At 50.0% G+C, this 15073-nt stretch carries 14 protein-coding genes; 6 read left to right on the top strand and 8 right to left on the bottom strand.

Going from position 1 to position 15073, the window contains the following annotated elements; translation table 11 throughout:
* Positions 1-8 precede the first annotated feature (8 nt).
* From ACH50O_RS11110 to ACH50O_RS11100, 3 genes are read right to left on the bottom strand one after another with little or no spacing between them, the layout of a single operon-like run.
* A complete protein-coding gene (locus ACH50O_RS11110) occupies positions 9-1103 on the bottom strand; it encodes a protein-glutamate methylesterase/protein-glutamine glutaminase (protein WP_446812074.1) in 1095 nt (364 codons plus the stop codon).
* 36 nt (positions 1104-1139) lie between these two features.
* A complete protein-coding gene (locus tag ACH50O_RS11105; RefSeq protein ID WP_446812073.1) occupies positions 1140-1736 on the bottom strand; it encodes a chemotaxis protein CheD in 597 nt (198 codons plus the stop codon).
* Positions 1733-2464: a CheR family methyltransferase gene (locus ACH50O_RS11100; RefSeq protein WP_446812140.1), complete on the bottom strand. Its 732-nt coding sequence runs from the start codon at positions 2462-2464 to the stop codon at positions 1733-1735. Before ACH50O_RS11100 ends, ACH50O_RS11105 begins: the two co-directional genes overlap by 4 nt.
* Positions 2465-2705: 241 nt before the next feature.
* On the opposite strand from ACH50O_RS11100, the gene ACH50O_RS11095 reads away from it, so the two are divergent.
* Genes ACH50O_RS11095 through ACH50O_RS11070 form a run of 6 tightly spaced genes read left to right on the top strand, consistent with a single transcriptional unit; the run spans position 2706 to position 9515 of the window.
* Positions 2706-3914: a methyl-accepting chemotaxis protein gene (locus tag ACH50O_RS11095; protein WP_446812072.1), complete on the top strand. Its 1209-nt coding sequence runs from the start codon at positions 2706-2708 to the stop codon at positions 3912-3914.
* Positions 3915-3934: 20 nt separating this feature from the next.
* Entirely contained in the window at positions 3935-4303 is a 369-nt protein-coding gene (locus tag ACH50O_RS11090) for a response regulator (protein WP_446812071.1), read from the top strand.
* A 28-nt stretch (positions 4304-4331) separates the two neighbouring features.
* Positions 4332-4664, top strand: coding sequence for an STAS domain-containing protein (locus tag ACH50O_RS11085; protein ID WP_446812070.1), 333 nt, complete (start codon positions 4332-4334; stop codon positions 4662-4664).
* Entirely contained in the window at positions 4661-6862 is a 2202-nt protein-coding gene (locus tag ACH50O_RS11080; protein ID WP_446812069.1) for a chemotaxis protein CheA, read from the top strand. The genes ACH50O_RS11085 and ACH50O_RS11080 overlap by 4 nt, the downstream gene beginning before the upstream one ends.
* A gap of 47 nt (positions 6863-6909) precedes the next feature.
* Positions 6910-8949 (top strand): methyl-accepting chemotaxis protein, encoded by a 2040-nt coding sequence (locus ACH50O_RS11075; RefSeq protein WP_446812068.1) that lies wholly within the window; start codon positions 6910-6912, stop codon positions 8947-8949.
* 17 nt (positions 8950-8966) lie between these two features.
* On the top strand, positions 8967-9515 hold the full coding sequence (locus tag ACH50O_RS11070) for a chemotaxis protein CheW (protein ID WP_446812067.1): 549 nt from the start codon (positions 8967-8969) through the stop codon (positions 9513-9515).
* A gap of 62 nt (positions 9516-9577) precedes the next feature.
* Here ACH50O_RS11070 and ACH50O_RS11065 read toward each other — a convergent pair whose 3' ends face one another.
* The 5 genes from ACH50O_RS11065 to rpiA form a co-directional block, all read right to left on the bottom strand.
* A complete protein-coding gene (locus ACH50O_RS11065) occupies positions 9578-9976 on the bottom strand; it encodes a bacteriohemerythrin (protein WP_446812066.1) in 399 nt (132 codons plus the stop codon).
* A 65-nt stretch (positions 9977-10041) separates the two neighbouring features.
* Complete coding sequence (locus ACH50O_RS11060; protein WP_446812065.1) at positions 10042-10425, bottom strand: bacteriohemerythrin; 384 nt, start codon at positions 10423-10425, stop codon at positions 10042-10044.
* A gap of 28 nt (positions 10426-10453) precedes the next feature.
* A complete protein-coding gene (locus tag ACH50O_RS11055) occupies positions 10454-12331 on the bottom strand; it encodes a methyl-accepting chemotaxis protein (protein ID WP_446812064.1) in 1878 nt (625 codons plus the stop codon).
* Between the two features lie 136 nt (positions 12332-12467).
* Entirely contained in the window at positions 12468-14141 is a 1674-nt protein-coding gene (locus ACH50O_RS11050) for a formate--tetrahydrofolate ligase (protein WP_446812063.1), read from the bottom strand.
* A 200-nt stretch (positions 14142-14341) separates the two neighbouring features.
* The gene (gene rpiA / locus ACH50O_RS11045; protein ID WP_446812062.1) at positions 14342-15019 is read right to left on the bottom strand and encodes a ribose-5-phosphate isomerase RpiA; all 678 of its coding nucleotides are present in this window, start codon (positions 15017-15019) and stop codon (positions 14342-14344) included.
* Between the last annotated feature and the right edge of the window lie 54 nt (positions 15020-15073).

The raw sequence follows: 15073 nt of genomic DNA, 5'->3' as shown, positions 1-15073 counted from the left end.
TCCAAAACTCAGCCTTTCAAGAATTTCACGCGGTTGGGCGATTGCGTAATCAAATTCGGTATGGCGGATAGCGGCAGTTCGCCATCGGTTCCGCCCAATTTGACCGCTTCTTTCGGCATGCCGTAGACCACGCAGCTGGCTTCGTCTTGGGCCACGCACAGTGCTCCGGTATCGTGTAATTCTTTCATGCCGTGCGCGCCGTCGTCGCCCATGCCGGTCATGATAATGCCCAGTACGTTTTTACCGGCGGCTTGAGCAGCGGAGCGGAACAGTACGTCCACGGATGGGCGGTGGCGGCTGACCAACGGGCCATCCTTGATTTCCACCCGGTATTGGGCGCCGCTACGACGCAGCAGCATATGCTTGCCGCCCGGCGCGATCAAAGCCAGACCGGGAATGACCCGGTCGTTTTGTTCGGCTTCCTTGACGGTGATCTGGCATAGGCCGTCCAGACGTTTGGCGAATGCGGCGGTAAAGGCTTCAGGCATGTGCTGGACGATGACGATACCGGGTGTGGTGCGAGGCAGTCGAGTCAATACGTATTCCAAGGCCTGGGTGCCGCCGGTCGATGTACCGATCGCTACCACGCGGTCGGTGGTTTCCGTCATGGCGATGAGGTTGGTGGGGGCTAGTACCGCATCGGCAGTTAACTTTGGGCTGCCTTCCACGGGTTTACCCGCTGGCGCTGCCGATTTTTTCAGTCTGGCATGCGAGGCACCTTTGATCGCATCGGCCAATAGCGTTTTGGAATCTTGCAGAAATCCCTTTAGGTTGACGGTGGGTTTGGTGATGATATCCACCGCGCCGGCGCTCATGGCCTGCATGGTCACTTCCGCGCCTTTAGCCGTCAAGGTCGAGCAGATCACTACCGGCGTCGGATGTTCATGCATGAGTTTCTTCAGGAAAGTTATGCCGTCCATGCGCGGCATTTCAATGTCCAGGATGATGACATCGGGCCAATCTTTTTCCATGCGGGTCATCGCGAAAATCGGGTCCGGCGCGGCGCCGATTACTTTGATACCGGGTAGGCTATCGAGCAATCCGGTTAAGACCTGCCTGACCACGGCGGAGTCGTCGACAATAAATACTTTTGTGTCTGTCATAGAACCTTTGAATGTGCCAGTTTACTTAGAGTTTGTTTACCAGAATTCGGCGCTGCTTCTCGATTTTTCATGTTCGTCGATATTTTTCTTCCAATAGCGGCGCTCTTCGCTTTCGATCAATTTTTGCTGGTCGTGATCGATTTTTTTGATAAAAACCGAATAATCGCTACCGACAAAATGTACGTTTCTGCCGATATTGCCGCCAAGACAAGCACTAAGCATAGGAATGTTTTCCTTTTTTAGAAACTCTTTTATAAATAAAACATTCAAATCGCCTACCGTTTCCTTACGATTTCGATCTTCCCGTAGCTTCAGTACATTGCCGCCACCGAAACATTTGGCTTTCAAGTTAAGGCGGTTTGCGCCAAGTTTCATCATGTCGTTGATTAGCAATTCCATCGCATAGATGCCGTAACGGCCTTCTTCGGACTCGATGATAGGTATGTTGTGAGCGTGGGAGCGATAGGCCAGCAGGAAATGGTTCATGCCGAAAATCCGGTTGATCGGATCGTATAGGCAGGCGGCTACGCAAGAGCCCAATAAGGTGGAAATGACTTCGGACTCCCGTGATGCATAGAATTCACCCGGGTCGAGAATGATGCGGCGTGTCTCTTTAAATGGCAGGGCTTTCATGGTTTCCGATATATAGATGGTTTGATCATCTTTAACTGTTCAGTGACCCTATGCAGGCTTTCCGAATGGCTGATAATGAAATATCCGCCGGGTTTCAGCGCGGCGGCGAGCCGTTCCACGACTTGTTTCTTGGTGTCCTGATCAAAATATATTAGGACGTTACGCAGAAAAACGACATCGAATTTGCCCAAGTATGGCGGGAGAATCTGCATAAGATTAACCTGTTCGAAACTGACCCGGCTACGCAGTTTGGCGTCCACCCGAAAATGACCTTCATGACTGCGAACGCCTTTTAAACAGTATTTTTCCAACAAGCGCTTGTCCATGTGCTCCAGTCTATCCAGCGGATAAATGCCTTGCCGGGCGATCTCCAACACTCTGGTGCTTAAATCGGAGCCGAAAATCTCCCAATTACGCGTGCCCAGGTTCTCCGCCAGCACCATGGCCAAAGTATAGGCTTCCTCACCGGTTGAACTCGCGGCGCTCCACACCCGAAACAGATCGCCGTGCCAGGACTTGAGGATGTTTTCCTGCATAAATTCGAAATGTTTGGGTTCCCGGAAAAAATATGTTTCGTTGGTCGTCAGAATATTGACCAAGGTTTGAAATTCGTTCGGATAGTTAGTACCGACGGCCAATTCATAATATTCGCCGTAACTGTGCAACTGATAGTAATCCAGCCGTTTGGCTAGCCGGCTGGCTACCATGACTTGTTTATCCGGCGTCAGGGCGATACCGGCATGATCGTAAATTAAGCACCTGAAACGTTCGAATTCGTTAGGTGTTATAGGGGCGATGGTAATAAGAAGTCCTCTGCTACTAGGATATTCCGTTTAATTATGTCAGCAAATAATTGCGCGAAATGCTTAGAACTTAACAATAACGAGAAACCGAAGATGTTAGTGGGTTGAATGCAAGTATAAAACTCTCTACTATCCTTGACATACCTGAACCTCAAACGGAATTCCCATGCTTCGTAAACCTGATCCTGTAGCCAAAAGCCCCGGCCCCCTCGGTTTTTATGCGTTAACGGTCGGTTTGGGGGTGTTGGGCGGTCTGCTGGCGTGTGTGCAAACCGGTTTTAGTCTGATCAGTTTAGGCGCAACCGTTATGCTGGGTTTTGCCGGTATTCTGGTTGGGTCTACACTTTATAACAAACAGCAATCCATGCTAAACGAGGTAAACAACGCCTGGCGTGGCGATGAAGATGTCAAGCTAAAAGACGTCGAAGGTTATGCGATAGAATTGGAGCGTTTGTTTTTGCAGGTAGTGCCGATACTTTTGCGGCAGGTACAAACGTCTAGGACTCACACCGAACAGGAAATTACGGTGTTGACCAATCGGTTTGCGGCCATGGTCAGCCAATTGGAAAGACTGATTTCCGGCGGTGAACAGGGGCGTCAAGGCCGAAGCGTCGATGTGTTGTTCAACGAAAGCCGAGATGCTTTGACCGCCGTTTTGAAGGTTTTAAGTCAAATTCAAGATGTTGAACATGCGGTAGTCGACGAAGTGCGCAAGCTTTCCGCGCACACAGGACAATTGGATATGATGGCGCAGGAAGTACGCAAGGTGGCGGAACAGATCAATTTGTTGGCGTTAAATGCTGCGATTGAGGCCGCTCGTGCCGGTGAAAACGGCAGAGGCTTTGCGGTGGTTGCCGACGAAGTGCGTAAGCTCGCGGGTTTTTCGTCTTCTACTGGCGAAAAGATCAGCCATGCGATAGAAGATATCAATAAGGCTATGGCTTCGACATTGAAAATGTCTGAAGCATCCGGTTCTTCTGATGACAAGTCGATACGGGATGCCGAGCACGCCATTCGAACGGCATTGGACGATTTACGGGTAGCCTTGGACATGTTCAGAAACGATGCAGACCAGCTGCGCGGCAATAGCGCGCAAATCCGAGATGAAATTTTCTCGGTTTTGACGGCATTCCAGTTTCAGGATCGCGTTAGTCAAATGTTGTCCCATGTCGAACATAACTTAAATAGTCTGCAGAGCGCGGTCGATGCTACGCGCAACAGCGGCGAGCGGCAGGCCAACAGTCTTGACGTCAGCGCGACTTTGTCGAGAATGGAGCTGAGCTACACCATGCCGGAAGAGTTGCTTAATCACTCTTCGTCTTCGGCGGTGAGCCATCAGAACACATCGAGTAACGACGATATTACATTTTTCTAAATTTGACGAAGGGTTAAGTAATGGCTAAAACGATCATGATAGTTGATGATTCGGCATCTATCCGGCAAGTTGTCAGTATTGCTTTAAAGGGTGCCGGCTACGATGTTATTGAAGCTTGTGACGGCAAAGATGCGTTAAATAAATTAACCGGACAAAAAATCAATCTGATCATCACCGATGTCAATATGCCGAATATGGATGGCATCACATTCGTGCAGGAAGCTAAGAAATTGCCGGCCTACAAATTTACGCCGATGATGATGCTGACTACCGAAGCCGCCGACGATAAAAAACAGGCAGGTAAGGCGGCCGGTGCGAAAGCCTGGCTGACCAAACCGTTTCAGGCTCCGACTTTACTCGACGCGGTGTCCAAATTAGTTCTGCCTTAAATAAATCCCACTGCACAAGGGGAATACCTTGGCTATTGAAGTTAAACAACAAAAAAAAGGTGTTATCCATTTAGCCATTCAGGATGAAATGACGATCTATTCCGTGCTGGAGCACAAGGGACAATTGTCGAATTATCTGAAGTCCGCCAAGGAAATGCATATCGATCTGGCGCAGGTTACCGAAATAGATAGTGCCGGTTTGCAGTTATTGCTGTTTCTCAAGCAGGAAGCAGTGAGTCGGGGGATTGCTCTCAGCTTGACGCAACACAGTGAAGCAGTGGTTGAAGTGTTGGAATTGCTCAATCTCAGCAAACATTTCGGTGATCCCATTGTGATCTCCGCCGACTGGAAATCATCATGAGCGAATTAGATGCCGCTTTAACCGTTTTCGCGCAAGAAGCCGAAGAGCTCTTGACGGACATGGAAGATGCTTTATTGTCCCTGGAGACCAAGCCGGACGACAGCGAAACCATTAACAGTCTGTTCAGAGCCATGCATACCATCAAAGGCTCCTCCGGTTTATTCGCGTTTAACCCGATTGTGGCGTTTACCCATGAGGCGGAATCGGTATTAGACAAGGTGCGTCATGGTGAGCGGGCTATTGATCCGGAGTTGATCTCAATACTATTGGAGAGTAAGGACCATACTTCCAAACTAATCGAACATTGTTTGACTCAGCAAAACGCCCCGTTACCCGCTAATTTGGTGGCAGTCGGCGCGCGGCTGATCGAAGCATTAAGCGGTCGACAGTTCACCGGTATGCAGGCGGCCGAGGATAATGTTCAATTGGAAAGCGAAGGCGGCGGCGAAATATCGGTTGACGACAATTGGCTTATCTCATTGGAATTTCAACGCGATGCGTTTCGCAACGGCATGGATCCGCTTTCGTTTATCCGTTATCTTAGGACCTTGGGAGAAATCAAACAGATCCTGACTGTTGCCCCGGATATGCCGACAGGCGACGAGATGGATCCGGAAAATTGTTACTTGCATTTCAAAATAGCTTTTCGAAGCGGGGCTAATAAACAAACCATAGAAGCTGTCTTCGAGTTTGCCGCGGACGATTGTGATATTAAAATTTTGCCACCCAACTCCAAGTTGGAAGAGTATGTGAAGCTGCTGAATGCTCAGGATGAGACTCATGTTAGGCGCTTGGGTGACATGTTGGTGCAAGTGGGCGCCTTGACGCAGAACGATGTCAATCATGCCTTGCAGAGCCAACAGGTTGCGTCCGAGACGGAAGATAATGCGCAGGCTAAACCCTTAGGTGAGATTTTAGTCGAGCAACATGTGGTGCAACAGCCTTTGGTCGATCAAGCCTTAAAAAAACAGGAACAGACCAAGCAAAAGTTAGCGAGCGAAGCCAATTACATTCGGGTGGATGCGACCAAGCTGGGACATTTGATCGATTTGGTAGGCGAGCTGGTGATTTCCAGCGCGGCGATGAATCTGATCGTTGAGCGGCACGGTCTTAGCGATGCCGGCGACGTGGCGGCCACCATGAACACTTTGGTCAGCAGTATCCGCGATACCGCCCTGGAACTGCGCATGGTACAGATTGGCGAAACCTTTTCCCGGTTTAGGCGGGTGGTGAGGGATGTTAGTAAAGAGTTGGACAAGGAAATCGAGCTTTACATCAGCGGCGGCGAAACTGAACTGGATAAAACCGTTGTCGAAAAAATTAACGATCCGTTGACTCATTTAATACGCAACGCGCTTGATCATGGTATCGAAAGTCCGGAACAGCGTCTCGCAGCCGGTAAGCCGGCTCAGGGTACGGTGCAGCTAAATGCCTATCATGAATCGGGTCACATAGTAATTCAAATTGCCGACGACGGTGCCGGCCTGAACAGCGATAAAATTCTCGCCAAGGCCGTCGCCAGCGGTTTGATAAAGCCGGATCACGAGTTATCGCAATCTGAAATACACAATCTCATTTTTGCCGCCGGACTTAGTACCAAGGATCAAGCCACTAATTTATCCGGGCGCGGCGTCGGCATGGATGTTGTGAAAAAAAATATCGAAGCGTTACGCGGTTCTGTGGAGATCGATAGCATAGAAGGACAGGGCACCACTATATCCATTCGCTTGCCCCTGACCCTGGCGATTATCGACGGTTTTATGGTCGGTACAGGTCAGGATCGCTACATCATTCCGTTGAGCATGGTTGACGAATGCATAGAGATGAATCCTAATGAGTGCGAGATCGATGACATACAGCATTACATCAATTTGCGCGGTCAGGTACTGCCGTATTTACGCCTGGGTGATTATTTCCATAACCGGATTGCCGATACCAATCGCAAACGCGAAAGCGTGGTGGTGGTCAAATCCGGGCAAACCAAAGCCGGGTTTGTTGTTGATGAATTACACGGTGAGCATCAAACCGTGATCAAGCCGCTCGGTAAGGTTTTCGAAAGACTGATAGGCATTACCGGTGCCACGGTATTGGGCGACGGCAATGTGGCGTTGATTTTAGACGTACAAGGTTTAATTCAAGCGGCTATCAAAAATACAAATCGACCTGTCGCGTTCATAACGTCGCAGCGAATACAGTAAGTCAACGTTTGCTCACAGTTACAAATTCCGATTAGAGGGAACAGCACATGAACATTAACGACCTTAAAATAAAAGCAAAAATCCTGACGGGAGCGATGTTGCTTGTGACCATAACCATTGGCTTTGGCTTGCTGTCAAAGATATACATCGGCGACGTTTCCAGCGCTCTATTCGGTATTACCGATAATAACGGCAAATCGGTGGAATATGCCACAGGGGTGGAAAGATCGGCGCTCAATACGATATTGGCACAACGGAACTACCGAATTTCAGGGAAAGATGAAGATTCTGAAAAAGTCATCGAGAACATAAAAAGCGTATTGGCCTATCTCGACAAAGTGGATCAGGTGGCCAAACAGCATAACAATACCGAGTTACTTAACCAGTCTAAAGCGGCACGAGAAGCGACCGCAAAATTTAGCGAAAAATTTCGTGCGGTAGATGCTGCGGTTAAGGCAAACAAGTTAGCAGTCAAACAAATGGTGGAAAATGGCAACGATGTGGCCAATGCCGCCAGCGATTTTTTGGACCGCCAAGTGAAGTTGTATCAAGAGGCTATCAAAAAGGGTGCTAGCGGCCAAGAGTTGGATGCTTATGTTCAGCGTTACATCGGCGCGACCAACATCTATATCAAGGCTATGGAAATTATGCGGGCCGAGAAGGAAGAGGTGAATTATAGGAATAGGGTGGCGTGGAAAAAAATGGAAGTTTGGTTGCCTGAATTGATGACAGCTTATGACAATCTGCAAAAAATCGTTAACAGCGAAGAAGCGCTAAAGTTGATTGATACGGCACGTAGCAATACCCGGGAATATCAACAAGCCGCCAAAACCTGGATTGATAATGACGACCAATTGAATGCGGTTCGCAAGGAGATGCTGGAAGAGGGTGATAATGTTATTAAGCTGGCGCAAGCGGCCGAAGAAGCCGGTTATGCACAGCTTGGCGTAGCTCGGGACGAGGCGAAAGAGTTGGTAGACGAGGCCAATAAAATTATTATCGGTACCATCGTTGTGGCCTTGATTTTGGGTGTCATCATTGCAATATTTCTCGCCAATCTGATTACCGTGCCGATTACTATCGGCGTTAAATTTGCTAAATCCCTGTCCGAAGGGGATTTGACCGCGAAACTGGAAGTTAACGGCAAGGACGAAATCGGCCAGTTGGCTCAAGCCTTGCGTGATATGCGCGATCAGCTCAGCCAAGTGGTGGCGCAAGTGCGTTCCAATTCCGATACCTTGGCCAGCGCTTCTCAACAAGTCAGCGCGACAGCTCAGTCCATGAGCCAGATGGCGACTGAGCAAGCCGCTAGCGTCGAGGAAACCACTTCTTCGATCGAACAACTTAATTCTTCGGTACAGCAAAACACCGAAAATGCTCACATCACCGAACAAATGGCGACCAAATCGGCGGGCGAAGCCAGAGATGGCGGCGACGCAGTGAATGAAACGGTTTTGGCCATGAAAAACATTGCCAAAAAAATCGGTCTTATCGAGGATATTGCCTACAAAACCAATTTGCTATCGTTAAATGCCGCGATTGAGGCGGCCTCCGCCGGCGAACACGGGAAAGGCTTTGCGGTTGTGGCTGCGGAAGTGAGAAAGCTGGCGGAAAGTAGCCGGGTGACTGCGGAAGAAATCAACGAATTGGCCACCAATAGCGTGGCGATTGCAGAAAAAGCCGGAAATCTGATTAGCGCGGTCGTGCCGAATATTGTGAAAACCGCCGATTTGGTGCAGGAAATCAATGCGGCATCCATGGAGCAATCCAGTGGTATCAATCAGATCAACGACGCGATGCGCCAGCTGGACAAGGCAACACAACAGAATGCCGCTAGTGCCGAAGAGTTGGCGGCTACCTCCGAGGAATTAAACGGTCAGGCGACCCAATTACAACAAGCGGTAGCGTTTTTCAAACTGGATGCGAGCAGCGCAAAATCGCCGGTCTCCGCTAAGAAGCCACCGGCGGCGCCAAATCGCCCATCTCGTAGCGGTCCCGCGAAAACGCATTCTAATAAACCGATTGCCTTTAATAGCGTTTCCGATGCGTCTTTGGATTTTAACGACCAAGATTTTGAACGCTTTTAGTTGCCGGAGACCGGGCCATGAGTAATCTGATTCGAAGAGAAACCGCCAGTAATATTGCGGCTCAGGAACAGGTAGGTCAATACCTGACTTTTTTGGTTGGCACAGAAAGTTTTGCAGTCAGCATTCTCGATATTAAGGAAATTATCGAGATTGCCAATGTAACGCGAGTGCCTTTGACGCCGGACTATATACACGGTGTGATCAATTTGCGCGGTAGTGTTGTGCCGGTAATCGATTTATCGGCGCGTTTGAACCGTCGTCGCTCCGAGGTGAGCAAACGCAGCTGTATCGTATTGGTAGCAGTTGAGATGAGCGAAGGTATGCAACTGATAGGCATGCTGGTGGACGAAGTGCGGGAAATTCTAGAAATCCCGCCCGCGAATATACAACCCGCGCCTGATTTCGGTACCGATATTCGTACCGATTTTATTCAAGCCATGGCCCGGGTCGAGGATGTGTTTATTATCCTGCTGGCAATTAATCGCGTGTTGTCACTGGATGAGCTGTCGCTATTAAACGATTTGGCACAGTCTCAAGAGCATTTGCTCGCCGCAACTGCCGACTAGAAAACCTCTCTTCGTTGGAACCCGCCCCGCCCCGCATTGAATTGCGGGACTCTGCAACCGCATTAAGCATTTAGTCCCTGACGAGATTTTAAATAGTCTCCCAGCAATTTGTCTTCTTCAAGTATATGCACCAGCACCCAGTTGCTGATAAATATTCTAATGTTGGCCGAATGCCATTGTCGATCTGCTATGGTTTGGGTGATTTCGTTCAATCTGTCCAGCATCCGGTTATGAGTTGCAACATGCGCGGTATAATCCGGATATTCGTATGTTTTCATTAGTTGTTCTTCGGCTGCGAAATGTTCGCGAATATGCTGATAAAACAGCATGAATAAATGCGTTAATGTATCGCTACTGTCAGCTTCGACGATTTTATTAGCCAGATCGAATAAATGTTGATGCTGCGCATCTACTGTAGGGTGACCTATTTTGTAGTCGTCTTGCCAGATAAATTCGCTCATGATCAGGCCTCTGTGTTTACGGCGATGGTCGGGTTATCCGGTTATGATGGGTGGCCGGATTAGATTTATTTGTTGGTTTGGAAATAGTCGATAATGACCGCATCCTCTTCAACGATATGGGTAATCCACTCGCGCATGAATAGCAGCACGTCTTGCAGTTGCCACTGTTGTTGCTGGATTTTCTCGCTAACATCGACAAGTTTTTCCAACATCAAATTGTGCGTGTTTATATGAGTTTCAAAATCTGGATAAGCGTGAAGTTTCATGAAAGCCTCTTCTGCTTGAAAGTGTTCCCTAACATGTTGGTAAAGCCGCATCATATTTTTGATTAGAGTGTCCTGGTTTTTCGATGCCACCAATTCGTTAGCCAGCTCGAACAATTGTCTGTGCTGTTGATCTACTTTCTCGTTGCCCAATCGATAATAGCTTTGCCAAACGAATTCGCTCATCACGTTTTCCTGTTGTATTTGTTTTGTTTTATTGCATTTTGAAAAAACCCACTTCCCGCATTAATGTCCGGCTTTGATCGTTTAGCTCTTCCGCCGTAGCGGCTAATTGTTCGGACGCGGCCGCATTGTGCTGAATGGCGGTATCCAATTGCCCTACTGCTTGGCTGATCTGGCGGACGCCGACAGCTTGCTCGTCCGATGCCGTGGCTATTTCCTGTACAAGCGTAGCGGTTTTTTGAATGCTGGGTAGCATTTCTGTGAAGATACGGCCGGCATTTTGGGCAATGGTCAAGCCGTTGCCGGCCAGTTCGCCGATTTCGTTAGCCGTGTCCTGGCTACGGGTTGCCAACTTTCTGACTTCGGTTGCCACCACCGAGAAGCCCGCACCGTGTTCGCCCGCTTTGGCGGCGACTATCGAGGCGTTTAACGATAACAAATTGGTTTGATAGGCAATGGCCTCGATCAAGCCGATTTTTTCGGCGATTTTGTGCATCGCCTCTACGGTGTCTCTGATTGCTTGTTCGCCGCTTTGAGCCGATTTGGCGGCAGTAAGCGCTATTTTTTCCGTGGATTGCGCATTCTCGTGGTTGTGTTCGACCGAACCGGTCAACTGTTCCAGCGCGGCACTGGTTTGTTCGATACTGGCTGCTTGTTCGCAGCTGCTTTGGCTCAGCGTTTGCGCGGCATTATTCACTTCGTCGGATGCTTGAGCGATTTGCTCAGAACAACCGTGGATTGTGCCTATGACATCAGCTAGACGCTTTTGCATGGTCAGCATCGCTGCAAAAATGCCTACATGTTGCTCGGCCTGCGGCATGCCGCGCCGTTCCAATTTGCCGGCAGCGATATTGACCGCCAGATTATTAACCTGTAACGGTTCGCCGCCCAACTGGTCGGCGATATCCTTGCGCAGTATCCAAAATAACAAAAAGGATAAACCGGCCACCATCACGATAAAAATACCGTTGAACAATAATTGACGGCTGGCATTTTTTTCAATCGCCTTGGATGAGTCTATCGTGTCCTTGGCGATATAGTTTTCCACATCCTTCAGCAGATTGATCTTACCGGTTTGCATCGTAAACCAGTGGGCAGGGTCTACGCCAAAGCCGCCTTTATCGGCATGGCGCAGAGCCTTGCTGCGCATTGCTGCGGTTTCGTCTATAAATTGTCCGCGCAGAGTGTGTTGTAGAAAATCCAGGTATTGTTGGGGGGCGACCGAGGCGAAAATGTCCAGATAAGTATTCTGAACGGCGATCAGCGTCACCAGTTTTTCATACATACCTGGGCCGAAAGCATCCTTGGCAAAGGTGTTGGCCAATACTGCCCGCTCGACGCCGGCTTGTTCCTTGCCCTTCAGGAAATTGGCGTAGGCATCCAATTTGTGATTGATTTGCACGTTGGTGCTCAATTGCGGCAATTGGGCGATGATGACCAGATAGGCGGCATTCAGATTGGAATAGTAATCTATCGTGGCTTCGCCGCTGGCGCGCAAGGCTGTGACAGACTGGCGCATCTCGTTGAGTTTGTCGATTTGCCTGTCCACCGTCGCCAGACCGGTTGTCAGATTGGCTGCGGTGGTCTCGGTATCGAATGTTGTGAGGAAATTATTCAGTTGTTTCAGTTTGCCGTCGGTGGCTAAGCGTTGTTGTTCCAGGTCTTGTTTGAATTTCTGGCCGCCGCTGCCCAAATGCCCGACCGACAGTCCCCGTTCTTTCTGTAATTCATGTACCAGATCGCTTGCGTTCACCGAAAAGTCCGCTAGAGAGATTATTCTTGCGGCTGACTGCATCTCCTGAATGTGGGCGTAAATCACGAAGGAGGACATGAGCAATAACCCGGCTAAGGGTATCAGCGATAGCGCGGCTATCTTATGGCTGAATTTAATGTTACGCAGGTCAAGCATGTCTACTCCCGGCGAGTGTTTATGCTCTTCAAGCATAGTCTACGGTGCTTATACCTGCTACGCGTTCAGTAGAGGAGAGTCGGCCGATTGGCGCTGTAAGAAGCGGAAACAATCGGCCTGAAGGGCTTATCGACGTTTAGAACAAACCGCTAATTATGCCGTCGTCGCTAATATCGATGCGTTCCGCAGCCGGGACTTTCGGTAAACCCGGCATCGTCATCATGTCACCGGCAATCGCCACGATAAAGCCGGCGCCGTTAGCCAGACGTACTTCATTGATTTCCACGGTATGGTCCGACGGTGCACCCTTGGCGTTGGGGTTGGTGGAGAACGACATTTGCGTTTTGGCCATACAGACCGGGAAATGGCCGTAGTTGGCTTGCAACGCTTTCAGCTCGGCAACGATTTTCGGGCTGGCGCTGATTTTTGCGGCGCCGTACAGCTTGGTGGCGATGGCTTCGATTTTATTCCACAGCGGTAATTCGCTGTCATAGACGTAGCTAAAGCCGGGCTCGCGGTGATCGACGATGCTCAGTATCTCCTGAGCCAGTTGGTCCGCCCCGGTCCCGCCTTGCGCCCAGTGTTTGGCGAGCACGCATTTAACCCCCAACGATTCGCATTTCTGCTGCAGCAAGGCGATTTCGGCGTCCGTGTCGAAAGTAAAATGATTGATGCTGACAACACAGGGCAGGCCGTAATGTTGGGTGATGTTATGCAGATGGCGTTCCAGATTGGCAAAGCCTTTTTCCAGCGCCGCCAGGTTTTCCTGGTTCAAGTCGTCTTTGGCCACGCCGCCGTGGAATTTCAACGCCCGCACCGTGGCGACCAATACCACGGCCGACGGCTTTAAGCCGGACATGCGGCATTTGATGTCCAGAAATTTTTCCGCACCCAAGTCGGCACCAAAACCGGCTTCGGTCACGGCATAATCGGCCAGTTTCAAGGCGGTTTTGGTGGCGGTGACAGTGTTGCAGCCGTGGGCGATATTCGCAAACGGGCCGCCATGGATGATCGCCAGATTGTTTTCCAGGGTTTGTACCAGGTTGGGTTTGATCGCGTCTTTTAATATGGCGGCCATTGCCCCATGTGCTTTCAAGTCGCTGGCGTAAACCGGCGTGACTTTATCGGATTTGTAGCCTATGACAATCCGACCCAAGCGTTCTTTTAAGTCGGCGCGGCTGGTAGCCAGACATAGAATTGCCATCACTTCCGACGCCACAACAATGTCGAAACCGTCTTCGCGCAAATAGCCGTTAGCCGGTCCGCCCTGACCGATAGTTATCTTGCGCAATGCCCGGTCGTTCATGTCGATCACGCGCTTCCATTGGATGCGGCGCGGGTCGATGTCCAGTTTGTTGCCGTGATTGATATGGTTGTCGATCAGCGCCGACAATAAATTGTGCGCCACGCCGACGGCATGAAAGTCGCCGGTGAAATGTAGGTTGATGTCTTCCATCGGCACTACTTGCGCATAGCCGCCGCCGGCGGCGCCGCCCTTTACACCGAAGCAGGGGCCAAGTGATGGTTCGCGCAGGCAGATAATGGTTTTCTTACCCAAACGGTTTAAGGCATCGCCCAGACCTACCGTGGTGGTGGTTTTGCCTTCGCCGGCCGGAGTAGGACTGATCGCGGTCACTAAAATCAGTTTACCGTCGGTTTTATCGGTCAGGCTGTTGACATATTCCAGGGAAATTTTGGCTTTGTAATGACCGTAAGGGTCCAGATGTTCGGCGGGGATGCCGAATTTTTCGCCGGCCAAATCGATAATCGGGCGCATGCTTGCCTGTTGGGCAATTTCAATGTCAGACATGGTAGTTCCTAAAATACTCTGAGAAGTGTTGCAATAAAGCGGAGCAGCCGGCGGCTGCGATGGGCGGATATTGTAGAGTTCAAGGGCTTGGGCAGCCAGAAATTTAATGGGGAAAAGCCGGAAGCGCGTAATAGTCGAGGGCGCTTCCGGTATTTAAGGTTGTCGCGACGGACTACCCCCGCAATGGCTGGTGGTGCTTATTAGTAAGTGATAACTTCGCTACCTTTACCCACTAACACCACATCCGCGGCCCGGATCGCGAACAGACCGTTGGTAATCACGCCGGGGATATTGTTGATGGTTTTTTCCAACTCGACAGGATCCAGAATGCTTAAATTATGCACATCCAGAATCTCGCAGCCGTTGTCGGTGATATAGCTGGCGCCGGTGTCCTTGTTCATGCGTAATTCGGGTTGGCCACCAAATTTTGCCAATTGGCGGGCCACGAAGCTGCGCGATAACGGCAGCACTTCAACGGGTAACGGGAATTTGCCCATCACGTCCACGCATTTGCTTTCGTCGACGATACAGACAAATTTTTTGCTGGCGCCAGCTATGATTTTCTCGCGGGTCAACGCGCCGCCACCGCCTTTCAGCATTTTTTTATGCGGAGTGACTTCGTCGGCGCCGTCTACGTAAATATCTAGATCGCCGGATTGATTCAGTTCGATGACGCGAATGCCGATGGATTGCAAATGTTCGGTAGTTTTAGCCGAGCTGGATACCGCGCCTTCGATGTCTCGTTTGAAATCGCAGTCGGCCAGCAGATTAATCAAATGTGTAACCGTGGAGCCGGTACCCATGCCAATGATGGGTACGTTTTTTAAATATTGCAGGGCAGCCTGAGCGACTTGTTTTTTTAATTCGTCTTGAGTCATGGTGATGGTCCTGATGGATTGCTCTTATAAATCTGACACGGCGTTTAACCCGTC

Source organism: Methylomonas sp. 2BW1-5-20, assembly GCF_052474515.1.
This window is presented reverse-complemented; position numbering and strand designations above follow the sequence as displayed.

What these genes read in the sequence shown, in the direction of transcription:
- rpiA (WP_446812062.1), bottom strand. Translation starts at nt 15,019, where the DNA reads ATGACTCAAGACGAATTAAAAAAACAAGTCGCTCAGGCTGCCCTGCAA.
- ACH50O_RS11065 (WP_446812066.1), bottom strand. Translation starts at nt 9,976, where the DNA reads ATGAGCGAATTTATCTGGCAAGACGACTACAAAATAGGTCACCCTACA.
- ACH50O_RS11110 (WP_446812074.1), bottom strand. Translation starts at nt 1,103, where the DNA reads ATGACAGACACAAAAGTATTTATTGTCGACGACTCCGCCGTGGTCAGG.
- ACH50O_RS11070 (WP_446812067.1), top strand. Translation starts at nt 8,967, where the DNA reads ATGAGTAATCTGATTCGAAGAGAAACCGCCAGTAATATTGCGGCTCAG.
- ACH50O_RS11075 (WP_446812068.1), top strand. Translation starts at nt 6,910, where the DNA reads ATGAACATTAACGACCTTAAAATAAAAGCAAAAATCCTGACGGGAGCG.
- ACH50O_RS11060 (WP_446812065.1), bottom strand. Translation starts at nt 10,425, where the DNA reads ATGAGCGAATTCGTTTGGCAAAGCTATTATCGATTGGGCAACGAGAAA.
- ACH50O_RS11050 (WP_446812063.1), bottom strand. Translation starts at nt 14,141, where the DNA reads ATGTCTGACATTGAAATTGCCCAACAGGCAAGCATGCGCCCGATTATC.
- ACH50O_RS11090 (WP_446812071.1), top strand. Translation starts at nt 3,935, where the DNA reads ATGGCTAAAACGATCATGATAGTTGATGATTCGGCATCTATCCGGCAA.
- ACH50O_RS11080 (WP_446812069.1), top strand. Translation starts at nt 4,661, where the DNA reads ATGAGCGAATTAGATGCCGCTTTAACCGTTTTCGCGCAAGAAGCCGAA.
- ACH50O_RS11055 (WP_446812064.1), bottom strand. Translation starts at nt 12,331, where the DNA reads ATGCTTGACCTGCGTAACATTAAATTCAGCCATAAGATAGCCGCGCTA.
- ACH50O_RS11095 (WP_446812072.1), top strand. Translation starts at nt 2,706, where the DNA reads ATGCTTCGTAAACCTGATCCTGTAGCCAAAAGCCCCGGCCCCCTCGGT.
- ACH50O_RS11105 (WP_446812073.1), bottom strand. Translation starts at nt 1,736, where the DNA reads ATGAAAGCCCTGCCATTTAAAGAGACACGCCGCATCATTCTCGACCCG.